Origin of the sequence: Streptomyces sp. NBC_01306, assembly GCF_026340465.1 — a bacterium.
In the GTDB taxonomy this organism is placed as follows: Bacteria; Actinomycetota; Actinomycetes; order Streptomycetales; family Streptomycetaceae; genus Streptomyces.
Map to the genome: position 1 here is coordinate 6970198 of NZ_JAPEPC010000001.1, position 23455 is coordinate 6993652.

At 70.3% G+C, this 23455-nt stretch carries 20 protein-coding genes and 2 pseudogenes; 14 read left to right on the forward strand and 8 right to left on the reverse strand.

Annotation, left to right across the window (positions count from 1 at the left end; all coding sequences use genetic code 11):
• Positions 1-117: 117 nt before the first annotated feature.
• Entirely contained in the window at positions 118-1077 is a 960-nt protein-coding gene (locus tag OG385_RS30885) for an ROK family protein (RefSeq protein WP_266859733.1), read from the forward strand.
• Here the strand turns inward: OG385_RS30885 and OG385_RS30890 are convergent.
• Positions 1067-3097, reverse strand: a complete 2031-nt coding sequence (locus OG385_RS30890) for an NPCBM/NEW2 domain-containing protein (protein ID WP_266859735.1) — start codon at positions 3095-3097, stop codon at positions 1067-1069. The two genes, OG385_RS30885 and OG385_RS30890, sit on opposite strands and share 11 nt — an antisense overlap.
• Before the next feature lie 268 nt (positions 3098-3365).
• On the opposite strand from OG385_RS30890, the gene OG385_RS30895 reads away from it, so the two are divergent.
• From OG385_RS30895 to OG385_RS30905, 3 genes are read left to right on the forward strand one after another with little or no spacing between them, the layout of a single operon-like run.
• Positions 3366-4658 carry an ABC transporter substrate-binding protein gene (locus OG385_RS30895; protein ID WP_266859737.1) on the forward strand — a complete coding sequence of 431 codons (1293 nt, stop codon included), beginning with the start codon at positions 3366-3368 and terminating at the stop codon, positions 4656-4658.
• A 22-nt stretch (positions 4659-4680) separates the two neighbouring features.
• Entirely contained in the window at positions 4681-5595 is a 915-nt protein-coding gene (locus OG385_RS30900) for a carbohydrate ABC transporter permease (protein WP_266859739.1), read from the forward strand.
• Positions 5592-6509, forward strand: a complete 918-nt coding sequence (locus tag OG385_RS30905; RefSeq protein WP_266859741.1) for a carbohydrate ABC transporter permease — start codon at positions 5592-5594, stop codon at positions 6507-6509. The genes OG385_RS30900 and OG385_RS30905 overlap by 4 nt, the downstream gene beginning before the upstream one ends.
• Before the next feature lie 169 nt (positions 6510-6678).
• Here OG385_RS30905 and OG385_RS30910 read toward each other — a convergent pair.
• Positions 6679-6900, reverse strand: a pseudogene (locus tag OG385_RS30910) (glycosyltransferase); the annotation flags it as partial.
• 264 nt (positions 6901-7164) lie between these two features.
• Between OG385_RS30910 and OG385_RS30915 the strand changes: the two are divergent.
• Both OG385_RS30915 and OG385_RS30920 read left to right on the forward strand, forming a co-directional pair.
• Positions 7165-8631, forward strand: coding sequence for an FG-GAP-like repeat-containing protein (locus OG385_RS30915; RefSeq protein WP_266859743.1), 1467 nt, complete (start codon positions 7165-7167; stop codon positions 8629-8631).
• 211 nt (positions 8632-8842) lie between these two features.
• On the forward strand, positions 8843-9880 hold the full coding sequence (locus OG385_RS30920) for an NUDIX domain-containing protein (protein WP_266859745.1): 1038 nt from the start codon (positions 8843-8845) through the stop codon (positions 9878-9880).
• A gap of 72 nt (positions 9881-9952) precedes the next feature.
• On the opposite strand, the gene OG385_RS30925 is transcribed toward OG385_RS30920, so the two are convergent.
• Positions 9953-10747 carry a TetR/AcrR family transcriptional regulator gene (locus tag OG385_RS30925; RefSeq protein WP_266859746.1) on the reverse strand — a complete coding sequence of 265 codons (795 nt, stop codon included), beginning with the start codon at positions 10745-10747 and terminating at the stop codon, positions 9953-9955.
• Between the two features lie 84 nt (positions 10748-10831).
• Here OG385_RS30925 and OG385_RS30930 point away from each other — a divergent pair, with 84 nt between their 5' ends.
• The 3 genes and pseudogenes from OG385_RS30930 (at position 10832) to OG385_RS37410 (ending at position 12654) form a co-directional block, all read left to right on the forward strand.
• Positions 10832-12070, forward strand: coding sequence for an FAD-dependent oxidoreductase (locus OG385_RS30930; protein WP_266859748.1), 1239 nt, complete (start codon positions 10832-10834; stop codon positions 12068-12070).
• 83 nt (positions 12071-12153) lie between these two features.
• A pseudogene (locus OG385_RS30935) lies at positions 12154-12503 on the forward strand (transposase); the annotation flags it as partial.
• The gene (locus tag OG385_RS37410) at positions 12502-12654 is read left to right on the forward strand and encodes a hypothetical protein (protein ID WP_323183912.1); all 153 of its coding nucleotides are present in this window, start codon (positions 12502-12504) and stop codon (positions 12652-12654) included. The pseudogene OG385_RS30935 and the gene OG385_RS37410, both read left to right, overlap by 2 nt.
• A 153-nt stretch (positions 12655-12807) precedes the next feature.
• Here OG385_RS37410 and OG385_RS30940 read toward each other — a convergent pair whose 3' ends face one another.
• Positions 12808-13185, reverse strand: a complete 378-nt coding sequence (locus OG385_RS30940; RefSeq protein WP_024757633.1) for a nuclear transport factor 2 family protein — start codon at positions 13183-13185, stop codon at positions 12808-12810.
• A gap of 153 nt (positions 13186-13338) precedes the next feature.
• Here OG385_RS30940 and OG385_RS30945 point away from each other — a divergent pair, with 153 nt between their 5' ends.
• Positions 13339-14604, forward strand: a complete 1266-nt coding sequence (locus tag OG385_RS30945; RefSeq protein ID WP_266850846.1) for an IS701 family transposase — start codon at positions 13339-13341, stop codon at positions 14602-14604.
• 319 nt (positions 14605-14923) lie between these two features.
• Here OG385_RS30945 and OG385_RS30950 read toward each other — a convergent pair whose 3' ends face one another.
• Positions 14924-16291, reverse strand: a complete 1368-nt coding sequence (locus OG385_RS30950) for a dipeptidase (protein WP_266859750.1) — start codon at positions 16289-16291, stop codon at positions 14924-14926.
• A gap of 166 nt (positions 16292-16457) precedes the next feature.
• On the opposite strand from OG385_RS30950, the gene OG385_RS30955 reads away from it, so the two are divergent.
• A complete protein-coding gene (locus tag OG385_RS30955; RefSeq protein ID WP_266859752.1) occupies positions 16458-17774 on the forward strand; it encodes a geranylgeranyl reductase family protein in 1317 nt (438 codons plus the stop codon).
• Between the two features lie 123 nt (positions 17775-17897).
• Here the strand turns inward: OG385_RS30955 and OG385_RS30960 are convergent, their stop codons facing one another.
• Complete coding sequence (locus tag OG385_RS30960) at positions 17898-18347, reverse strand: nitroreductase/quinone reductase family protein (protein WP_266859754.1); 450 nt, start codon at positions 18345-18347, stop codon at positions 17898-17900.
• A gap of 133 nt (positions 18348-18480) precedes the next feature.
• Here OG385_RS30960 and OG385_RS30965 point away from each other — a divergent pair, with 133 nt between their 5' ends.
• The 3 genes from OG385_RS30965 to OG385_RS30975 all read left to right on the forward strand — a co-directional run bounded on the left by OG385_RS30965 (position 18481) and on the right by OG385_RS30975 (position 21355).
• On the forward strand, positions 18481-19176 hold the full coding sequence (locus OG385_RS30965; RefSeq protein WP_266859756.1) for a TetR/AcrR family transcriptional regulator: 696 nt from the start codon (positions 18481-18483) through the stop codon (positions 19174-19176).
• 308 nt (positions 19177-19484) lie between these two features.
• Positions 19485-20693 carry a sensor histidine kinase gene (locus tag OG385_RS30970; RefSeq protein WP_266859758.1) on the forward strand — a complete coding sequence of 403 codons (1209 nt, stop codon included), beginning with the start codon at positions 19485-19487 and terminating at the stop codon, positions 20691-20693.
• Positions 20690-21355: a response regulator transcription factor gene (locus OG385_RS30975; RefSeq protein ID WP_266859760.1), complete on the forward strand. Its 666-nt coding sequence runs from the start codon at positions 20690-20692 to the stop codon at positions 21353-21355. Before OG385_RS30970 ends, OG385_RS30975 begins: the two co-directional genes overlap by 4 nt.
• A gap of 61 nt (positions 21356-21416) precedes the next feature.
• Here OG385_RS30975 and OG385_RS30980 read toward each other — a convergent pair whose 3' ends face one another.
• Both OG385_RS30980 and OG385_RS30985 read right to left on the reverse strand, forming a co-directional pair.
• Positions 21417-22163, reverse strand: coding sequence for a maleylpyruvate isomerase family mycothiol-dependent enzyme (locus OG385_RS30980; RefSeq protein ID WP_266859762.1), 747 nt, complete (start codon positions 22161-22163; stop codon positions 21417-21419).
• A gap of 41 nt (positions 22164-22204) precedes the next feature.
• Positions 22205-23428: an MFS transporter gene (locus tag OG385_RS30985; RefSeq protein WP_266859764.1), complete on the reverse strand. Its 1224-nt coding sequence runs from the start codon at positions 23426-23428 to the stop codon at positions 22205-22207.
• Positions 23429-23455 lie beyond the last annotated feature (27 nt).

A 23455-nucleotide genomic window follows, 5' to 3' on the forward strand; every position in this document is an offset into this window, starting at 1 on the left:
GCTGGTGTGCTGTGGGAGATGCGTGTCGAGCATAGGGCCTGGACAACGTTGTCAGGTGAATGGAGACTGACCACTTACACTCCTCATCACCCCTTGTCACCTGGAGATCCGACAGCAATGCACAACCACCTCGTAGCCGCGCTGGACATCGGCGGCACAAAGATCGCCGGCGCGCTGGTGGACGGCGGGGGGCGGATTCTCGTACGCGCGCACGCACCGACGCCCGCCAAGGAGGACGGCGACACGGTGATGGGCGCCGTCGAGCAGGTGCTCGACGGGCTCGCGGCGGACCCCCGGTGGGAGCGCGTGACGGCTGTCGGGATCGGCAGTGCCGGGCCCGTCGACGCGTCGGCCGGCACCGTCAGCCCGGTCAACGTGCCTGGCTGGCGTGACTACCCGCTCGTGGACCGGGTGCGCGGCGCGGTGGGCGGTCTTCCCGTCACGCTCGTCGGGGACGGTGTCGCGATGACCGCGGCCGAACACTGGCAGGGCGCGGCCCGCGGGTACGACAACGCGCTGTGCATGGTCGTCTCCACGGGCGTGGGCGGCGGCCTGGTGCTGGGCGGCACGCTGCGCCCCGGCCCCAGCGGCAACGCCGGACACATCGGCCACATCAGTGTCGATCTGGACGGGGACGCCTGTCCGTGCGGTTCGCGCGGCTGCGTCGAGCGCATCGCCAGCGGCCCGAACATCGCCCGCCGGGCGCTGGCGGGCGGCTGGCGCCCCGGCCCGGACGGCGACGCCTCCGCCGCCGCGGTCGCCGCTTCGGCGCGGGCCGGCGACCGCACCGCAGTCGCGTCCTTCGAGCGCGCGGCGCAGGCGCTCGCCGCCGGGATCGCCGCCACCGCCACCCTGGTCGAGATCGACATCGCGGTGATCGGCGGGGGAGTGGCGGGCGCGGGCGATGTGCTCTTCGTGCCGCTGCGCCGCGCGCTGCGGGACTACGCCACGCTCTCCTTCGTACAGCAGCTGAAGGTGGCGCCCGCGCTCATGGGCAATGACGCGGGTCTGGTCGGGGCGGCGGCCGCCGCCTCGCTCGGCGAACCGGACGGGGCGGCAGCGGGCGTCAGCAGCTGAGCCGCACTCCGGCCCAGTCGGCGTGGTCCGAGTCGTTCCCGTCCCCGCCGTCGGTGACCACCAGACGTACCGTCCGCGCGCCGCTCACATCGGCCGAGAGCGGCTGCGCCGGCTTGTCGTTGGTGAGGACGCCGGTCGACGCGGCCTTTTTGCCGTCGGCCCAGATCTCGAAGGTGACCGTTCCCTTGCCGGCCGTCTCGTCGTCGACCCCCACCTGGGCGCTCACCGTGGAGCAGGCGCCGCCCGTGTAGTACTCGACGGCGCTCGGCGCGTGCACCCCGAGCCCCTTGGCGTACACGGTCCCGCCGATCGTCATCGGCTTTCCGTCGCCCGCCCGGTCCTCGCCGTTGCTGGTGTCCTTCTCCACCGGGCCCCAGCCGTTGGTGGACGATATCTCCGGCAGATCACTGAGATACGGGCTCCCCGCCGGCGGTGCCACGACGACGTGGACCGGGACGGGCTGCCCCGACGTGACGTGTTCGCCGGCCGGCGAGCGGTACGCCGAAGCCAGCTGGAGATCGTAGGCGCCCGCAGGCGTCCCCGGGGGAGCGGTGAGCTGCCAGGAGGTGCGCAGCGACTTCCCGCCCGGCACAGCGGGCGCTGAAGCCCCGGAGACGGCCTTCACGGTCCAGCCGGCCGGCCCGGTGAGCGAGGCGCTCACCCGGAGCGCCGGGAGCCGGCCCAGGTCGGTGACCGTGGTGGTCACCCCCATGGCCTTGCCCGCTTCGGCCAGCAGCGGGCCGCTGATGCCGGTGTCGACGGCCGGCGGGTACATGGCCCACTTGCGGTCGGCGGCGACGCGCAGCAGCACCGTGCCGTGCGCGGGCACGGTGGCCGAGAGGGTTCCGGCGGTGCTGTAGGTCCGGTGCTGCCACAGGTCCCGCTCGGTGTACGCGGCGGCCTTCGGCAGACCGGCCGCGGCCGCGGTGGTGGAGATGCGCTGCGGGCTGTCCGACTCGTTGAAGAGCGCCACGGCGCGGCTGCCGTCCTTCATCTCCTTGGCGACCACCCAGCGCCCGTCGTCGGACGAGAGGACGGTGCCCTGCTTGCCGAGCGGGTCCTGGTCGACGGCGATGACCTCCTTGTTGGTCACGATGTTGTAGGTCTCGTCCGACGCCTTGCGCAGGTCCGTGCCGATCAGCAGCGGCGCCGCCATGACCGACCACATCGAGAAGTGCGTGCGGTACTCGGTGTCGGTCATCCCGCCGTTGCCGACCTCCAGCATGTCCGGGTCGTTCCAGTGACCGGGACCCGCGGCCGCGGCGAGCGGCAGGTTCTGCTTGATGATCGACAGCATCGAGGCCCAGTTGTCGCTGATGTCACCGGTCGTACGCCAGAGGTTCCCGATGTCTCCGGCCCACTCCCAGGGCTTGTTGGAGCCCCATTCGCAGATGCTGTAGACGATCGGGCGGCCGGTGGCGGCGAGGGCGTCCCGCATGGCCGTGTAGCGCTTCACGGCGTCCACGCCCTGGTTGTTGCAGTTGTCGTACTTGAGGTAGTCGACGCCCCAGTCGGCGAACTGCTGGGCGTCGCTGACCTCGTGGCCCAGCGCTCCGGGCAGCCCGGTGCTGTCGCACGTCCTGGTGCCGGCGCTCGTGTAGATACCGAGCTTGAGCCCCTTGGAGTGGACGTAGTCGGCAACTGCCTTGATGCCGTGGGGGAAGCGCACCGGATCCGGCACCAGCTTCCCATCGGCGTTCCGCTGGGGGAGCGCCCAGCAGTCGTCGAGGTTCACATACTGGTATCCGGCGGCCTTGAGGCCCTTGGCCACGAAGATGTCGGCGATGCCCTCGACCATCGCCTCGTTGAAGTCCGCGCGGCAGTGCGTGGAGTTCCAGTTGTTGAAACCCATCGGAGGTGTGAGCGCCAGGCCGTTGTCGGCCTTCGGCATCACGGTGTCCGGCGCGCTGCCGGCTGCGGCGGGTGAGGCGAGTCCGCCGGCACAGAGCAGTGCGGTGACCAGTGTTCCGAGGATTCTTCGGCGTATGGGACGGGAGTGACTGGGGGGAAGGTGACGCATCGTTACGTTCCTCCGTACGTGGCCCATGATCGGATGTCTTCATGTACGCGTCATGACGAGCGTTTACGGTAGGGCTTGTTCGAGTCTGTTGGAAGAGGCGTGGTAACGGTTGTTCGATATCTCGCTTAAACCCTTGACTGGCACGTCACTTGGGAGTGAGATCCAATCCTCGCGTTCGGTTGTGTTGGGTTTCACCCTGGAGGAGGGGGACATGGCGCAGTCTTCGTACAACGGTTCAGTCGTGCCCGGAAGTGTGGCTGGACATCGGATGTCCCGCCGGAATCTTCTGCGTGGCGCGGCAGTCGGTGCCGGCGCTGTGGCGCTGCCTTCGCTCCTGACCGCATGCAGCAGCGGACCCGGAGGTGACTCCAAGATCATCAAACTGGGGTCGAACTCCTCGGACGCGGTACCGAAGAAAGCTTTCGCTGACGCGTTCGCCGCATATGAGAAGCAGTCCAAGGAAGGCCGGAAGATCAAGGTCAACACCGTTGACCACAACAGCTTCCAGGAGAACATCAACCGCTATCTGCAGAGCGACCCGGACGAGGTCTTCATGTGGTTCGCGGGGAACCGTATGCAGTACTTCGCCAAGAAGGGCCTGCTGTACGACATCAGCGACCTCTGGCAGGACTACAAGGGCTTCACGCCCGCGCTCAAGGCCCAGTCGACGGGGGCGGACGGAAAGCAGTACTTCACGCCGTACTACTACTACCCGTGGGCGGTCTTCCACCGGAAGAGCGTCTTCGCCAAGTACGGCTACCAGGCCCCGAAGACGCTCGACGAGTACATCGCGCTCGCCAAGCAGATGAAGAAGGACAAGCTCGTCCCCATCGGCTCCTGCGACAAGGACGGGTGGCCCGCGATGGGCACCTTCGACTACATCAACATGCGGTCCAACGGCTACGACTTCCACAAGTCCCTGATGGCGGGCGAGGAGTCGTGGACCGACAAGCGGGTCAAGGACGTCTTCGACACCTGGCGGCGCATCCTCCCGTACTGCCAGCCGGGCGCCAACGGCCGTACCTGGCAGGAGACCGGACAGAGCCTCCAGAAGCGCGAGATCGGCATGGTCGTCCTCGGAATGCCGCATCCGGGCCAGCAGTTCCCGGCCACCGAACGGTCCGACATCGACTTCTTCCCCTTCCCCGAGATCAACCCGGAGCACGGTCAGGACGCCGTCGAGGCGCCCATCGACGGGTTCCTGCTGGCGAAGAAGTCCAAGGAACTCAAGAACAAGAAGTCCATGGAGAGCGCCAAGGACCTGCTCAAGTGGCTGGCCACACCCAGGGCCGAGGACGTCTATCTGGCCGGCGACCCCAACAACATCGCGGTCAACAGCGGGGCCGATCTGTCGAAGTACACCGGACTGCAGAAGAAGTCCGCCCAGCTGATCGCCGGGGCGAAGCAGATCTCGCAGTTCATGGACCGTGACACCCGGCCGGACTTCGCGTCGACGGTGATGATCCCGGCCATCCAGAAGTTCCTCTCCACCCCGAACGATGTCGACGGACTGTGCAACGACATCGAGCGGCAGAAGAAGACCATCTTCGCTTCCGAGTGAACAGCCCCCTGGAGTTCAGACCGTGGCGCTCAACACCGCTCGGCGCTCCGCACGACGAGGCCGCAGCCGCTTCACGCGGCGCGACCTCGTCGTTCTCGGGCTGCTGCTGGGCATACCCGTCCTGCTCGACATCGCCATCGTGTGGGGACCGACCCTCGCTTCCGTCGTGCTCTCCTTCACCAGCTGGGACGGCGTCGGATCCATCAAGTGGGTGGGCACGCAGAACTACGCGAACCTCTTCACCAACTACCCGCCCTTCTGGCCCGCGGTCCGGCACAACCTGCTGTGGCTGGGCTTTCTCGGTCTCGTCTCGGTGCCGTTCGGGCTGCTGCTCGCCGTACTGATCGACCGGGGCGTGCGCTTCAGCCGCTTCTACCAGTCGACGCTCTACATGCCGGTGGTGCTCTCGCTCGCCGTCGTCGGCTTCATCGCACAGCTGGTCTTCTCCCGCGACCAGGGTGTGCTCAACGCCATCATCGGCAACACCAAGAACCCCACCGACTGGCTCGGTGACCCGAAGCTCAACATCTGGATGATCCTGCTGGCCGCCGCCTGGCGGCACACCGGATACGTGATGATCCTCTATCTGGCCGGACTGAAGGCCGTGGACCCCTCGCTCAAGGAGGCGGCGGCCATCGACGGGGCGAGCGAGGCGCAGACCTTCTTCCGGGTCGTCTTCCCGACTCTGCGGCCGGTCAACGTGATCGTCGGTGTCATCACCGTCATCGAGTCGCTGCGCGCCTTCGACATCGTCTACGCGGTCAACCACGGCCGCAACGGCCTGGAGGTGCTCTCGGTGCTCGTCACCGACAACATCATCGGCGAGGCGAGCCGAATCGGCTTCGGCTCGGCGATCGCCGTGGTGCTGCTGGTGGTCTCCATGGGCTTCGTCGTGACGTATCTGGTGCAGGAGATCCGAGGAGAGAAATCCCGATGACCGTCGACACCGCGCCGCCGCCCACCGCGGTCCCGGCGTCCGCGCCCGCCGTCCGCCGCAGGGGGCTGCGGCCCGGCCGGATCGGCGTGCACGTCTTCCTGATGGGCGTCTCGATCGCCTTCCTCGCGCCCCTGCTCCTCGCGGTCTACGCCTCGCTCAGGCCGTACGACGAGACCTCCAAATACGGCTACTTCTCACTGCCGAGGCATCTGTCCTTCCAGTACTACAAAGAGGCCTTCAGCGACTCGGGGATGACGAAGTACTTCGTCAACACCCTGATCATCGCCGTGCCCGGGGTCATCATCACGCTCTTCCTCGCGGCGTTCGTGGCCTTCGCCGTGTCCCGGCTGAAGATGCGCGGCGGCATCGTCCTGCTGATGCTCTTCACCGCGGGCAACCTGCTGCCGCAGCAGGTCATCGTCACCCCGCTGTACGTCGTGTTCAACCGCATCCCGCTGCCGTACTGGATGTCCGACTCGATGACCATGTTCGACTCGTACTGGGCGGTCATCCTGGTGCAGGTCGGGTTCCAGCTCGGCTTCTGCGTCTTCGTCCTCGCGAACTTCATGCGGACGCTGCCGCAGGAGATCCTGGAGGCGGCGATCGTCGACGGCGCGGGGGTGTGGACCCAGTTCTGGCGGATCACGCTGCCGCTCTGCCGCCCCGCCATCGCGGCGCTGTGCACCCTTGAGTTCACCTGGATGTACAACGACTTCCTGTGGGCGCTGGTCTTCATGTCCGACGGGGACAAACTGCCGATCACCTCGGCACTGAACAATCTGCGGGGGGAGTTCTTCACGGACTACAACCTGCTGGCCGCGGGTTCGGTGATCGTGGCACTGCCCACGCTTGTGGTGTTCCTGCTGCTGCAGCGGCACTTCATCGCCGGGCTGACACTCGGATCCAGCAAGTGAGCTGCTGGTAGCCGGAGTTACGGGGAGGGGCCGCCGCCGACTGTGGCGGCGGCCCCTCCCCGCCCCCGCATCCTCCCGGCTCCCCGCTTTCCCCTCACCCCCCGACCGACTCCACCGCCCTGAGCACCGCCCCGCCCCGTCCTCGGCGGCCATCAGCGCGGCCCCCCTCCCGGCCGCCCCACCGGCCCAGCGAGCGTGCTCCATCCACCACGGGGGCGAACTCGCCGGTGGGCTCGGCCGGCTGGAGGTACACACCGAGCGCCGGGATACCCAGGGTCTCCGACAGCTCACGTCCCAGCGGCGCCGTGGTGGCGGAGAGCAGCAGCAGTCCGGTGTCCGGCGACACCGGTCCGGCGAGCCCGGCGCCCAGCTCCCGTACGGAGCCCGCGGCCGTCCTGTCCCTGCCCCTGTCCCCGGTGCGAGTACGCCATGTGACGACCGCCTTCCGTACGGCGACCGGTCCCCGGTGTGGGAACGGCTCGGTGTCCAGCGTGGTCCCTGACGTCGGGTCAGGGTCAAAGCGGCCCCTGCGGACCGGAATGTTCCGGCAAAGTGTTGGCGGGTGCAACCATTGCGCGCTCTCGTGTGTCAGGGGAGAGGAAGCAGTTTTCAAGAGATCGGAGATCGTGTGCATTCCCGAGCCCTGGGTGCAGGTGTGGCCATCGCCGTAGCAGTGGTGTCCGCCGCTGTCGCCGCGCCCGCAGCCCAAGCCGCGCCCGCGTCGTCCATACGGTCGGCGCACTCCGCCGCACCGGCCGCCGGAGCCCCCGAGAAGGCCGACTTCAACGGCGACGGTTACGCCGACACCGCCTTCACCGCGCCGTCGGCCACCGTCGGCGGCAAGGCGGGCGCCGGATACGTCGGTGTGATGTACGGCTCCAAGTCCGGTGTGAACAAGGCCTCCAAGCAGGTCATCGACCAGAACACCGCGGGTGTCCCGGACTCGGCCGAGTCCGGCGACGCCTTCGGCAGCGCCATCGCCTCCGCCGACCTCGACGGCGACGGCTACACGGATCTCATCGTCGGCGCCGCGAACGAGGACGCGGGCGTCGGAAAGCTCGGCACCCTCACCGTGCTCTGGGGGAGCGCCACCGGCCTGTCCGGCGGTGCGGTGCTGGCCCAGGGCGACACCGACACCGGAGGCATCGGCGACAAGCTGGCCGTCGGCGACTTCAATGGTGACGGCGGCCAGGACGTGGTGACCGTCGCGGGCAACCAGCATCTGCGGGTGCTCTCCGGCCCGTTCAAGCGGGACGGATCGGCGAAGAGCACGTCGGTCATCCGCGACACCGAGGACACCCGGTACCTCGACATCGCGGCGGGCGACATCACGGGCGACGGCGTCACCGACCTGGTCGGCACCATCAACGACGGTGACGAGTACGACGCCCGCCGGGTGCGCTTCCTGCCCGGGACGGCGAACGGTCTCGGCGCACCCAAGATCGTCGAGGACGCGAAGGGCAACTGGGTCGAGGGCGGCGAGCACGTCACCACGGGCGATGTGAACCATGACGGCTATGCCGACATCGTTGTCGGCCGTCCGGTGGAGGGCTACGACAGTGATCTCAACCTGCCCCTCGCCAAGGGCGGCATGATCATGTACATCCCCGGTGGCGCGTCCGGCCCGCAGGGCACCAAGGCCAAGGCCTTCAGCCAGGACAGCGCGGGCGTCCCCGGGGCGTCCGAGGTGGGCGACAAGTTCGGCGAGGCGGTCTCCGTCGGTGACACCAACGGCGACGGCTACGGCGACATCGCCGTCGGTCTCCCCGGCGAGGCCCTCGGCACCAAGGCGAAGGCCGGACAGGTGATCGTCCTGCCCGGCAGCGCGACCGGACCCACCGGCACCGGCTCCAAGGCGTTCAACCAGGACACCCCGGGCGTCGAGGGTGCCGTCGAGCCCAATGACGCCTTCGGCGGGGCGACTTCGCTGATGGACGCCAACGGCGACGGCCGGGCCGAGCTCGTCGTCGGCTCGCCCGGTGAGAACGCCAACGCCGGATCCGTCTGGGTCCTGCCGGGCAGCACCGCCGGCACGACCGGCACCGGTTCGATGACCTTCGGATCCGGCACGCTCGGTACGGACCCGGCGAACGCCAAGCTGGGGTCGTCCTTCAACCGCTGACCCGCAGGCAGTACCAGTCGCTGACACAGGATGCCCAGGGCCCTGCCCTGGGCATCTCTGCTGTCCGGTGCACAGGGCGCCGCACCCGGGGCCCCCGTGCACGGCCCGTACGGCGAATCGCCCGTCCGATGCACCATGCCGCCCAACCGGGTTTCCGTGGCAAGGTGTTGCGGGCAAACCACTGGGGCCCAGGCAGCGAAGAGGGGGAACCGTGATCGTCTGGATCAACGGTGCGTTCAGTGCGGGCAAGACCAGCACCGCGCGGGAACTGATCGATCTGATCCCGAACAGCACCTTCTACGACCCCGAGGTGCTCGGCGGGGCGCTGCGTCTCCTGCTGCCGCAGAAGAGACTGGCCGAGGTGAACGACTTCCAGGACCTGCCGGTCTGGCGGCGCATGGTGGCCGATACCGCGGCAGCACTCCTCGCCGATGTCGGCGGGGTGCTGGTGGTGCCGATGACGCTGCTGAGACAGGAGTACCGCGACGAGATCTTCGGCGGGCTCGCCTCCCGCCGCATTCCGGTCTGTCATGTGCTGCTGACAACAGAGGAAACGATCCTGCGGGAACGGATCGCCGGGCGCGTCGAGCTGCCCGACGACCCGGAGGGCAGCGAACGCGTCCGGCAGTGGTCCTACGAGCACATCGAGCCGTACCGGACGGCGCTCGGCTGGCTCACCGCCGACGCCCACACCGTCGACAACACCACGCTGACCCCCGCCGGGACCGCGGAGCGGATCGCCGAGGCGCTGCGCTCCGGGGCCGCCGGGCCCTGCGAGATCGTCCAGACCCCGGAGCCCACCTCCGAGACGCTCGCCGCGGGCGTTCTCCTCTTCGACGAGCAGGACAGGGTGCTGCTCGTCGACCCGACGTACAAGCCGGGCTGGGAGTTCCCCGGCGGGGTGGTCGAGAACGGCGAGGCCCCGGCGCAGGCGGGGATCCGGGAGGTGGCGGAGGAGATAGGGATACACCTCGGGCAGGTGCCCAGACTCCTGGTGGTCGACTGGGAGCCGCCGAAGCCCCCCGGCTACGGCGGTCTGCGGCTCCTCTTCGACGGCGGCCGCCTCGACTCCGCCGCAGCCGGGCGGCTGCTGCTGCCCGGCTCCGAACTGCGCGGCTGGCGCTTCGTCAGCGAACAGCAGGCGGCGCACCTGCTGCCTCCCATCCGGTACCAGCGGCTGCGCTGGGCGCTGCGCGCCCGGGAACGCTCAGCCGTCCTCAACCTGGAGGCCGGGGTGCCGGTCGGCTGACGGGCGCCCCGGCCGCATCCGCAGTGCCTCTTGCGGCCCGGTACGGACGGGCTCCCGTATTCCTCTTCCTCGCTATTCCTGCCGTGTGACCGCACGCAGGTATGCCTCGGTGAAGAGTTCGCAGACTTCGTTCACGGGTGGGAGGTCAAGGCTCTCCATGGGTTCGAGGACCGGTCGTGTGAGGATGTGGGTGATCATCGGGCCCAGCAGGAGTTGGACCAGGACCGGGAGCGGCAGTGGTCGTATCCGGCCCGTCTCCACGTGCGGCAGCAGGAGCCGGGCGAGGCTGTCGAACAGGCGCGGGAGATACGCCCGCGTCGCTCGCGCGGCGGGCCCGTCGGGTCGGCTGAAGAGGTCCGCGAAGATCGCCGGGAGCACGCGCGGTTCACGGTCGAACGCCGTGATCACGGCCCGGTGGAGCGCCCGCACCGTGTCCTCCAGGCGCTCCGGCGGGTCGGCGGTCAGGGCTTCCAGGCCGGGTAGCGGGCCGTAGCGTTCGTAGACGGCTCCGAGCAGGCCGTCGCGGCCGTCGAAGACCGTGTGCAAGCTGGGAAGCGAGCACACGGCCCGCTCCGCGACGGCGTCCAGGGTCATCGCGCCGAGGCCCCGCTCGGCGACGAGCTGCGCCGCCGCCTCGATCGCGCGCTCGCGGACCGGCCGCCGGCCGCCGGGGTCGACGCCCGCCCGCCGGACCGCCTCGTCCAGCGCGGCCCGTGAGCCGCCCAGCCGGCGCAGCAGCGTGCTGCGGGAGACGCCGGCCGCCGCAGCGATCACTGTCAGCGGGACGTCCGCGACGTCCCGGCCGCGTGCCTCCGCCGCCGCCAGGGCGGCGGCCACCAGATCCCGCATCTGCTCATGGTCCTGCATGTGAAACATGGTACTGCTTGACATCTGACACCGTTCCAAAGACTCTCTCTATAGGAGTTCCACTCGGAATGTGGGGAGAGTGCCATGAGTGTCGTCATCTCCGGGGGCGGACCGGCAGGCATGATGCTGGGCCTGCTGCTGGCGCGGGGCGGAATCGAGGTGACCGTGCTGGAGAAGCACGGCGACTTCCTGCGCGACTTCCGCGGTGACACCGTCCACGCGTCCACCGTGCGACTGATGGACGAGCTGGGCCTGGGCCGGGAGTTCGCCTCGCTGCCGCAGAGCAAGCTCAGCAACATGGTGGTGCCCACGTCGGACGGCGGCCGTATGCGGCTGACCGCCTTCGAGGCCCTGCCGGCGCCGTACAACTACATCGCGATGGTCCCGCAGTGGGACCTGCTCGACCTGCTTGCCCAGGAGGCCCGGCGCGAGCCGTCGTTCACCCTGCGGATGAATACCGTGGCGACCGGGCTGATCCGGGAGGGCGGCAAGGTCGTCGGCGTCCGCTACCGCACTCAGGGCGGCGAAGAGGGCGAGATCCGCGCCGCCCTCACCGTCGCGGCCGACGGCCGCCACTCCGCACTGCGCCAGGACGCCGGTCTGGTGCCGCAGGAGTTCCCGGTCCCGTTCGACACCTGGTGGTTCCGGCTGCCCAGGCATGCCGCGGAGCAGGCCCAGGAGCCCCGGCAGGTCGCCGCGTTCCGCGCCGGCGAGTTCGCCCTGAGCCTCACCAGGAACGACTACTTCCAGATCGCGTACTTCACCACGAAGGGATCCGATGCCCGGCTGCGCACCGAAGGCGCCGAACGCTTCCGGGCGCGGATCGCCGACCTGATGCCGCAGTACGCGGACCGCGTCGACCAGCTGCCGGGCATGGACGACGTCCACCTGCTCGACGTCCGGCTCAACCGGCTTCCGCGCTGGTACGCCGACGGCCTTCTGCTGATCGGCGACGCCGCCCACGCGATGTCCCCGGCCGGCGGAATGGGGATCAACCTCGCCATCCAGGACGCGGTCGCGGCGGCCACGCTGCTCGCCGAACCACTGCGCCGGAACCGGCTGACCACCGCCGACCTGGCAAAGGTCCAGCGGCGGCGGTGGCGGCCCACGGTGATCATGCAACGCGTACAGCTGATGCTGCACGACGGGTTCTTCGCCCCGGTCCTCACCGGCCGCCGAGTCGGCCCGCCCACCTCGATTGTCCTGGCCACCCGGTACCTGCCCGGGTTCCGCCAATTCCCCACCCGCCTGGTCGCGTTCGGCCCGCGCCCGGAGCACGCCCCGGCCTTCGCCCGGCGCCCCGTGGCGGAGCCGGCCGGCTAGTGCTGTGACCGCATAGGTTCGCCGGGTTGGTCGTCGTGGCGGTTGGATGTGCGGTGACGTCCGATCCGACTGCTGGAGGCGCGGTGGCCGAGCCGGTCCGTGTGCGCAGACTGACCGACCAGGAGGGGCGGCGGGTGCAGCAGATCGTGCGCCGGGGCAGCACCAACTCGGTGCGCTATCGGCGCGCGATGATGCTGCTGGCCTCGGCCGGCGGGAATCGGGTGCCGGTGATCGCCCGGCTGGTGGCGGCCGACGAGGACACCGTGCGCGATTGATCCACCGGTTCAACGAGATCGGCCTGGCCTGCCTGGACCCTCGGTGGGCGGGAAGCCGTCCCCGCCTGCTCAGCGATGACGACGAGGACTTCGTCGTCCAGACGGCCACCACCCACCCCACCAAGCTCGGCCAGCCTTTCACTCGCTGGTCGCTACGTGCAGACACGAGCCCTGCACGCCTATCTACGCTGGCCCAACGCCAACGCCCGCCACCGCGACGTCCTGGCCGCCGAACGCAAGGAACGCGCCCGCATCCGAAGCGAGAAGGGCATCCGTTGGGGCGGACGCCCCCTCAACACCGCAGCCTGACCAACCGCGAACTTACACAGCCACAGCGCATCATCGGTCCGCTCGTGGCCAAGCGCGGACGACCGAAGCGTTGTGAAGATGATCTCGGCTGGGCAGACCCGGAGCCCCGAACGGGGCCGGTTCAGGAGAAGGGCGGCGCCAGAGGAGAATGGCTCAGGAGGCGGACGGCTCGATCTCCCCCGCGAAGACGATGACCTGGTCGATGAGGCTCCGCCGCAGATGGACGACGTCCGTTCCCGCCAGGCGGGGGCCTCCATCCGGCGTCGTGAAGACCCACTGGTACCGGGCCCACTCGTCCGGCATGTCCACCGCCGAACAGCGCACCATCGTGCCGGTCCCCGCGGGGTGGCGCCGGATGTCCAGCACGAACCGCTCGACCGCCTCGATCCCCTCACTGCGGCCCAACGGTCCCCAGAAGACCACGTCCGAGGTGAGGGCCTGGGAGAGCAGTGCAGTCACATAGCTGTCGTCCGAGGCGTTGAACGCGGAGATGAACGTGTCGATCGCGGACCGCGCGGTTTCTTCCTGCATGCACCAGTAATACCAGTCGCCTCGCGGACCGCGCTCGTCCCGTGAGCCGTCTCCCGACCACGGTGAACCATCCCGGTCACAGCACTAGTAGGGCTTGGTCATGTTGATGGTGGTGGAGCGTGTCCGTTGGGTGTGGTCCGGCGTTGAGAGGGTGTGACTCCGGACGAGATTGCCTGTGTGCGTGGTGAGTTGGAGACGTTTGCGGCGGAGGTGTTCGAGCCGTTCGCGAGAAAGGATCAACGTCGCTGGGGGCAGGTCTACCTGCGCGGGCTGTTGACCGACGGCAAGCGGAAGTCCGTCGAGCCGATGGCGGCCCGCCTCGGGGAGGAGGGGAACCGGCAGGCGCTGGCTCACTTCGTCACCACCAGTCCGTGGGACCCCTCACACATCAGGGCCCGGCTGGCGTGGAAAATGGAGGCGGCGATCCAGCCGAGCGCGCTGATCTTCGACGACACCGGCTTCCTCAAGGACGGAAATGCTTCGGCGTGTGTGTCGCGGCAGTACACCGGCACCGCCGGCAAGGTCACCAACTGCCAGGTGGGCGTTTCGCTGCACCTGGCCTCCGATCACGCCTCCTCGGCGGTGGACTGGCGGCTGTTCCTGCCCGAGACGTGGGATGCGGCCTCGCCGAAGGCGAACCCGGACAGGGTCGCCCGCCGCGCCTCCTGTGGCATTCCCGACGATGTCGGGCACGTGGAGAAGTGGCAGCTGGCCCTGGACATGCTGGACGAGACGCGCTCGTGGGGCATTGAGATCCCGTTGGCCATCGCGGACGCTGGATACGGCGACGCCACCGCTTTCCGGCTCGGTGTTCAGGCCCGCGGCCTGAATTACGTCGTCGGGATCTCCACGACGCTCACGGCCCACCCCGGCCAGGCCGTTCCCGTGGCCGTTCCGTACTCCGGAACCGGACGCCCACCGGTTGTGAAGTATCTGGACAAACCACAGTCGGTGAAACAACTGGCCATGGAAGCAGGCCGGAAGGCGGCCAAACCCGTGCAATGGCGGGAGGGCTCGCGGCCTGGCACCAGCCGCAGCGGCTTCAAGCGCATGTACTCGCGGTTTGTCGCCCTGCGGATTCGCCCCGCCGGACGCGAGATCCGTCAGGCGGTCCAGGGCCCGCAGTTGCCGGAGTGCTGGCTGCTGGCCGAGTGGCCGGCAAACGAACCCGAACCGGTCCAGTTCTGGCTCTCCGACCTGCCCACCGACACTCCACTGACCACGTTGGTCCGCCTCGCCAAGCTCCGTTGGCGCATCGAGCACGACTACCGGGAGATGAAACAGGCCCTGGGCCTGACCCATTTCGAGGGCCGCACCTTCAACGGCTGGCACCACCACGTCACACTCGTCTCCGTCGCCCACGCCTTCTGCACCCTGCAACGACTGGCCAGAGCCCCAAAAGACACGGCGCCGGTCTGAGCCTCTACCAAGTCGTCCGCGAGCTGCAGATACTCCTCGCGGTCTGGGCCGGCGCCTGCCCCACCTGCCACCGCGACATACCCACGCTCGTACTGACCTGACCAAGCCCTACTAGGGCCTGTCGTCAAAGTGCCGCCTGCCGCGCGGCGTCTGGCACGCACGCTCGCGGCGTTGCCGAAATGCCCTAGTAGCTCCGCTACGAGAACATTCCGGCGCCTTGCGATCGCACGCACCAGACGCCGCGCGGCCGCCCTTCGGGCAACGACGGCACTTTGACGACAGGCCCTAGCCACGTGCGAACGTGCTTACCGTGCCGTGCTTACTGCGCCGCCTTCGACTGCGCGTAGTTGAGGAGGAAGTGCGCCTCGGTGACGGAGAGCCGCTCCAGTTCCTCCGGTGAGACGCTCTCGTTGACGGCGTGGATCTGTGCCTCGGGCTCGCTCAGCCCGATCAGCAGGATCTCCGCCTCCGGGTAGAGCGTGGCCAGCGTGTTGCAGAGCGGGATCGAGCCGCCCATGCCCGACGACTGCATCTCCTCGCCCGGGTACCCGACGCGCATCGCCTCGGCCATCGAGGTGTACGCGGGGCTGCTGGTGTCGGCGCGGAACGGCTGGCCCTGGCCGACCTGTTCCACGGAGAGCCGTGCGCCCCAGGGGGTGTGCGCCTTCAGGTGCGCGGTCAGCAGCTCGGTGGCCTCGGCGGCGTCGGTGCCCGGCGGTACCCGCAGGCTGACCTGGGCCCGCGCGCTCGCCTGCACCGACGGTGTCGAGCCCACGACAGGCGGGCAGTCGATGCCGATGACGGTGACGGCGGGGCGCGCCCAGACACGGTCCGCCACCGTGCCGCTGCCGATCAGCTCCACACCGTCGAGGACCTTCGCGTCCTGGCGGAACTCGCCCTCCGGGTACTGGAGTCCGTCCCACGCGGCGTCCGCGGCCAGCCCGTCGACCGTCGTCGAACCGTCCTCGGCGCGCAGCGAGTCGAGCAGCCGGATCAGTGCGGCGAGCGCGTCGGGCGCCGCACCGCCGAACTGGCCGGAGTGCAGGTTGCCTTCGAGGGTGTCCAGCTGGACCCGGAGCATCGTCATCCCGCGCAGTGTGGCGGTGACGGTCGGCAGACCGACGCGGAAGTTCCCGGTGTCGCCGATGACGACCGCGTCGGCCGTGAGCAGCTCGGGGTGTGCCTCGGCGTAGCGCTCAAGCCCGCCGGTGCCCTGTTCCTCCGAGCCCTCCGCGATCACCTTCACGGAGACCGGGACGCCCCCGTTCGCCTTGAGGGCGCGCAGCGCGAGCAGGTGCATGATGAACCCGCCCTTGCAGTCGGCGGCCCCGCGCCCGTACCAGCGGCCGTTCCGCTCGGTCAGCTCGAACGGCGGGGACAGCCAGGCGTCCTCGTCGAGCGGCGGCTGGACGTCGTAGTGCGCATAGAGCAGCACGGTCGGCGCGCCCTCGGGGCCGGGGAGGACACCGTAGACGGACTGGGAGCCGTCGGGGGTATCGAGGAGTGCGACGTCCTGGAAGCCCTCGGCGCGCAGTGCCCCGGCGACCCAGTCCGCGGCGCCCTCGCACTCGCTCCTGGGGAAGACCGCCGGATCCGCGACCGACTGGAAGGCCACCAGCTCGGTCAGCTCCGCCCGTGCGCGGGGCATCAGCGAGGCGACGGTCTCGGCAATCGGATTCGCGGTCATGGGCACGCTCCTCGTGGGTGCGACGTTGAAGTACGTGTACGTGTGTGCACACATGCGTTCGTTTGCGGGCTGACCGATCCTCCCACAGCGGGGTCGGCCGGCAGCGCGCCGTAGTATGCCGTCGACAAGCACGGGCCACTGGTCGGATCAGGAGCAGCAGCACATCGTGAGCAGCGAGAACGCAGACGCGGGCACGGAACACGACCAGCCGGTATGGGATGTGGTGGTGGTCGGCGCAGGTCCGGCCGGGGCCTCGGCGGCGTACGCCGCGGCGGTGGCGGGACGGAGAGTTCTCCTCCTGGAGAAGGCCGAGTTGCCGCGTTACAAGACGTGCGGCGGCGGCATCATCGGCCCGTCGCGCGACTCCCTGCCGCCGGGATTCGAACTGCCGCTGCGGGACCGGGTGTACGCGGTGACGTTCTCGATGAACGGCAGGCTGACCCGGACCCGAAGGTCCAAGCAGATGCTCTTCGGGCTCATCAACCGCCCCGAGTTCGACCAGGGGCTGGTCGAGGAGGCGCAGAAGGCGGGTGCCGAGATTCGCACCGGCACCGCCGTCTCCCGCGTGGAGCAGCACGGATCCGCCGTGCCCGACCGGCGCACGGTCGCAGTCGTCCTCGCCGACGGCGAGACGGTGCTGGCGCGCGCGGTCGTCGGCGCCGACGGCAGCGCCAGCCGGATAGGGGCTCATGTCGGGGTGAAGATGGACCAGGTGGACCTCGGTCTTGAGGCCGAGATCCCGGTCCCGCCGACTGTCGCCGAGGACTGGGCCGGACGGGTGCTCATCGACTGGGGCCCCATCCCGGGCAGTTACGCCTGGGTGTTCCCCAAGGGCGACACGCTCACCGTCGGCGTGATCTCGGCGCGCGGCGAGGGCGCGGCCACCAAGCGGTATCTGGAGGACTTCATCGCCCGGCAGGGGCTGGCCGGTTTCGAGCCGACCGTCTCGTCCGGCCACCTCACCCGGTGCCGCAGCGACGACTCGCCGCTGTCCCGCGGGCGGGTGCTGGTGTGCGGGGACGCGGCCGGACTGCTGGAGCCGTGGACGCGTGAGGGGATCTCGTTCGCGCTGCGTTCGGGGCGGCTGGCCGGTGAGTGGGCGGTCCGGGTCGCCGAGGCGCACGACGCGGTGGACGCCCGCCGCCAGGCGCTGAACTACGCCTTCGCGATCAAGGCCGGTCTCGGCGTGGAGATGGCGGTCGGGCGCCGGATGCTCAAGGTGTTCGAGCGCCGTCCGGTGGTGCTGCACGCGGCGATCACCGGATTCCGGCCGGCCTGGAAGGCGTTCGCCGGGATCACCCGCGGCTCGACGTCACTGGGCGAGCTGGTCCGTACGCATCCGCTGGCGCAGCGCGCACTCGGAGTGCTGGACCGCAAGGAGGCGGCCAGGACGGCGGGGAAGGCACCCGTCCCGGACGCGGAGGACGAGACCGCCGAGGGCAGCGGCGAGGACGCGGGCAGGGAAGTCAGCCCGGTCGACTAGCCCTTCGTCCGGATCAGGCCCGGATCCGCGACAAGAGGTACGGGGCGACGGCGCGGGGAACGAAGCGGCAGGAGACAACGGGGCAAGGGGCCTGGCCTCGGGGCCGGTGCCCCGGGCCGGATCTCACTCCGACGCCGTGATGCGGAAGACGGGATGGTCGGGGGCGATCCGGCTGAGTTCCTCGGCGGTCGAGTCGGCATCCACTCCGTCGAAGAAGGCCCCGACCTCCATCTTCCAGCGCTTCAGGTAGGCGCGAAGGATCTCCGGCTTCTCCTCGTCGGGCACCTCGACCGAGCGGAAGGGCTCCGATCTGCGGCCGAGCAGCAACTCACCGCCGCCGGCCGCGCGCATGTTGTGGGTCCACTGGACGTGCCCGCGCGCGGCGACCAGATACTGCCCCCCCGCCATTGTCAGCGGGTTGACCGGGGTGCGGCGCCACTGGCCGCTCTTGCGTCCGCGCACCGCCAGGACCCGCGATCCCCAGACGCTGACACCGCGCCGGGTCAGCCAGGCGACCATCCGGTTGAGCACCTTGACCGTGAACCAGCCGGGCTGCCTGACATAGGTGGTCATGGGGATCTCCTTGATTGAGTGAAGTGTGAGCAGTGCTCTCGTTCAAGAGCAGTCTGCCTCTGATTGGTGATCCAAAGCAAGAGCACTGCTCTCTTTATGGGGCGGTGATCTGGAATCTGGCAGACTGGCCACCATGAGCGCTGTCCGAGGAGCCAGAGAACGAGCCCGCACCGAGATCACCGCAGCCATCAAGGACGAGGCGCGCAGACAGCTCGCCGACCAGGGAGCCGCGAAACTCTCCCTGCGCGCTGTCGCCCGTGAACTGGGCATGGTCTCCTCCGCGCTCTACCGCTATTTCCCGAGCCGTGACGACCTCCTCACCGCTCTCATCGTCGACGCCTACGACGCGATCGGCGACACAGCGGAGACAGCCCTCGCCGGAGCCGGCGCGGTCTCCGCCCGTACCCGCTGGGTCACCGTCTGCATGGCGGTACGCGGCTGGGCCCTCGCCCGCCCGCACGAGTACGCCCTGATCTACGGCTCCCCGGTCCCCGGCTACACCGCGCCCAGCGCGACCATCGGCCCCGCGTCCAGGGTCGCCCTGGCCCTGATCGCCATCGCCGGCGACGCGTACCGCAGCGACGGCCTGGCGCTCCCGCCGGTGGCCCCCGCGCTGCGGCCCGAGGCGGAGCGCCTCGCGGCGGACATCACCCCGGACCTCCCGCCCGCCGCGGCCGTCGCGCTCGCCGCCGCCTGGGCGCAGCTCTTCGGGCTCATCTCCTTCGAGGTCTTCGGCCAGTTCAACCGGGTGGTGACGGACCGCGATGCCTTCTTCGAGCGGGCCGTGGAGAACCTCGCCGAATCCGTCGGGCTACTCCGCCGGGAGTAGACGTGACCGCCACGCCGGGCTGACGTCCCGGGTGCCCCCGCCGGTCTAGCGTTGCCTCCATGGACGAGCCCGGCACGGATGAGCGACACGGACCCCTGAGAGGCGGGGCGCCGTGGGTGCACAGCCGGTCGTCCGGCCGGGGCCGTACGGCGCGAGGCCGCGACGGGCGCGGCGGACCCGACCGCGCCGATCGCGCCAGCCGCGCCGGACGTGGCGGCCGTGGCGGGCGTGCCCGGCGGCATCCGGCCCGGGAGCGCGGCGGCCCGGGCCGGTGGCAGCCGCCATGGGAAGGGGCGCCCGCACACCGGGTGCCGTGGCGCTCCACCCTGGTCCTCACCGTGATCGTCCTGGTGGGGACCACCATCGCCGCCCACGGGCAGGCCGGCTACCGCGCCCCGCTCGACGTCTGGGCCAGGCTGCTGCTGCTGGCCGGGCAGGCGTTCCTGCTGCTCCGCCTCAAGTACCCGGTCCTCACCGCCTTCGCCACCGCGGCCTGCGCGATGGTCTACCTGGGCGCCGGATATCCGTACGGACCGGTCTTCCTCACCGTTGCCGTCGGCTGCTTCGGCGCCATCGTCGCGGGCCACCGCTACGCCGCCTGGTCCGCCGTCGCGATGCTCTGGGCCGGGCACGTCCTGGCCGCCCACTGGCTCTACCGCTGGCTCCCGCCCGCCGGTGACCATGCCGCCCCCTGGGGGCAGGAACTGGCGGTCACCGCCTGGGTGGTGGCGATCCTCGCCGCCTCCGAGCTCGCCCGGGTGCGGCGCGAGCAGTGGGCCCGCGAACGGGCCGAACGCCGGGCCGCCGAGAAGCGCCGCGCCGACGAGGAACGGCTGCGTATCGCCCGTGAACTCCACGACGTACTGGCCCACAGCATCTCCGTCATCAATGTCCAGTCCGGCGTCGGCCTCGCGCTCCTGGACTCCGACCCCGAGCAGGCGCGTACCGCACTGACCACCATCAAGGCCGCGAGCAAGGAGGCGCTGGGCGAGGTGCGCCAGGTGCTGGACACCCTGCGGGCGCCCGGTGCGGCCCCGAGGGCGCCGGCCCCCGGACTCGGCCGGCTCGCCGAACTCGTGGAACAGGCATCCGCCACGGGCCTCACGGTGGACACCGTGACCGAAGGTGTACGCAGGGACCTCCCGCCCGGCGCCGACCTCGCCGCCTTCCGCATCGTCCAGGAGGCGTTGACCAATGTGGTGCGCCACTCCGGGTCCCGTACCGCCCGGGTCACTCTCGCCTACGCCCCGCGGCAGTTGGTCCTGCGGATCGAGGACGAAGGGCCGGCCACCGGGGACGACGCCGGAGGCAGCGGCAACGGCCTGGTGGGGATGCGGGAGCGGGCGGCCGCGCTGGGTGGCACGATCGGCGCGGGCCCGCGCCCCGGCGGCGGATTCCGGGTCGAGGCAGTCATCCCGTTCACCGGCGGGGGCTCCGAGCCCCGTTCCGCGCCCCCCGCCGGCCCGTCGGCAGGTCCACCTGCCGCACCGCCCGCCGCACCGAAGGAGTCACCGTGATCCGTGTCCTGCTCGCCGACGACCAGTCCCTGGTCAGAGCCGGATTCCGGGCGCTGCTCGGGGCCCAGCCGGACATCGAGGTGACCGGCGAGGCCGCCGACGGCACCGAGGCGCTGGCACTGGTACGGGAACTGCGGCCGGACGTCGTGCTGATGGACATCCGGATGCCGTTGCTCGACGGCCTGGCCGCCACCAGGAAGATCACCGCGGACCCGGAGCTGGACGGGATCAAGGTGGTCATGCTCACCACCTTCGAGCTCGACGAGTACGTCTTCGAGGCGATCCGCTCCGGAGCCTCCGGCTTCCTGGTCAAGGACACCGAACCGGAAGAACTGCTGCGTGCGGTACGGGCGGTGGTCGACGGCGACGCGCTGCTCTCGCCGGGCGTGACGCGCAGGCTCATCGCCGAGTTCGCCGCGCGCTCCAAGGAACCGGCCACAGCCGTCGGCCTCGGCGGACTCACCGAACGCGAGCGGGAGGTGATGGCCCTGGTCGGTATCGGCCTCTCCAACGATGAGATCGCCCGCAGGCTCGTGGTCAGCCCGCTCACCGCCAAGACCCACGTCAGCCGCGCCATGGTGAAGCTCGGTGCCCGCGACCGGGCCCAGCTCGTGGTCCTGGCGTACGAGTCGGGGCTGGTGCGCCCCGGCTGGCTGGGCTGAACGCACGGGCCGCCACCGGGCACCGGTCGCGTTCCACCGCGCGGACCACCCGGCGCCCGGATCAGATCGCTGAGGTCTCCTGCCACAGCCGGGCCAGGGACGCGTCGCCCGTGACGGACACGGCGGAGAGCGGCCGGCGGTTCCACAGCGTCGCGTAGAGCAGCGCGGCGTCCCCGCTCAGCTCGCAGTCGGCGGGAGCGCCGTCGCCGGTGCGCTCGGCCCGTGGTGGTCCCGCCGAAAGCCGGACGGTCCACACGTCCCCGGTATCTGTGGCCCGTACCCGGAGCACCTTCGGCACCTCCGTGCGCACCCGGCTCCTGGACCTCGCGTGGAACGCGCACAGCAGTTCATCGATGCCGTCCGCCGCGAACTCCGGTGCCGGAGCGCCCGGTTCGGCGCCGAGCGCAGTGTCGGCGTCCATCCGGTGCACGGTGGTCTCGTGCGCCTGCCGCCGTGCCCAGAACGCCAGCGGGGACGCCGAGGGAAGAAAGGTCCAGCAGTCCAGATCCTCGGGTGCGGCAGTCAGCGCGGCCACCAGCGAACGGTGCCCTTCCCTGAACCACTCGACGAGTTCGTCCCCGTCGAGAGCGGGTCCGGCGCCGGCCCGGCGGAAGCCGGTGTGTCCCTCGGCGACGAAGGCCGTGGCCCAGCGGTGCACCGCGCCCGTGTGCCGGAGCAGGTCCCGTACGTGCCAGCCGGGGCAGGTGGGCACCGTGGCCCCGGTGCCCACCCGCGCGGCCGCCGTGGCGAGCAGCCGGCCTTCGCGGTCGAGGGCCGGGACGAGTACGTCGGTCGGCAGGGGTTCCATGCGGGCGATTGTGCCAGTGCCTCCGGGGACCTCGGGAGACCTCAGACGGCCTCAGGGGCCGAGGCGTTGCGGGTGGCGTATCCGATCAGGGCGGCGACAGCGGCGAGCAGCGCCACCGTCGTGAGGGCGATCGGCAGCGACAGCCAGTCCGCGACGAAGCCGATCACGGGCGGGCCGATGAGCATGCCCCCGTAGCCCAGGGTGGACGCCGTGGCGACCCCGCCGGGACCGGCCAGGGCGCCGGCCCGCGCCACCGCCACGGGAAAGCTGTTGGCGAGCCCCAGCCCGGCCAGCGCGAAGCCCGCGAGTGCCAGCCAGACCGTGGGTGCGAGCGCCCCCAGCAGCAGTCCTGCGGCCGCGACGGTCGCACCTCCGACGAGGGCGCGGGTCAGGCCGAGACGTTCCAGGAGCGCGGTGCCGGAGAGCCGGCCGACCGTCATGGCCAGTGCGAAGAAGGAGTACGCGGCGGCCGCGACCCCCGGATGCGCGTGGAGATCCTGTTTCAGGTGCAGGGCGCTCCAGTCGGCCATGGCCCCCTCCCCGTACGAGGTGCACAGGGCGATCGTCCCGAAGACCAGCACCAGCCGCCCGGTGTGGCTGGTGAGGCGCCGGGGCGCCGCGTCCCGTACCGCGGTCCGCGCTGTCTCCGGGACCGGGTGCCGGAGCAGCCCGGGCCCGGCGGCGCAGGTCACCAGCAGTCCGACGACGGTCAGGCCGAGCAGATGGGACGCCGGTGACAGCCGGCCCGCGACGAGTCCCCCCACCCCTGCCCCGACCATGCCGCCGAGGCTGAACGCGGCGTGGAAGCTGGACATCACCGGGCGGCGCAGCGCGGCGACCAGATCGACGGCGGCGCTGTTCATCGCGACGTTGAGCCCGCCGTACGCGGCGCCGAAGAGCAGCAGGACCAGGCCGAGAGCGAGCGCCGAGTGCGTCTGCGGCGGCAGCGCGATGCTCAGCGAGAGGAGGGCCGCGGAGGCGACGGTGACCGGGTGGTTGCCGAAGCGCCGGCACAACCGCCCCGTCAGCATCATCGTGATCACGCCCCCCGCGGACACCCCCAGCAACGCCAGGCCGAGTGCGCTCGCCGAGGCGCCGGTCTGCTGCTTGATCGCGGGAATGCGGACCACCCAGCCGGCGAACACGAAGCCGTCCAGGGCGAAGAAGACAGTGAGGATGACCCGCAGACGGAGCAGGGAGGGTACGGCGCTGTTTTCGCCGGGGCCTCCCGAGAGCGCCGTCCCGACTTTGTTTAGATTCGGCACAAAAGAAGGATAGGGGGAGCGGTGGCC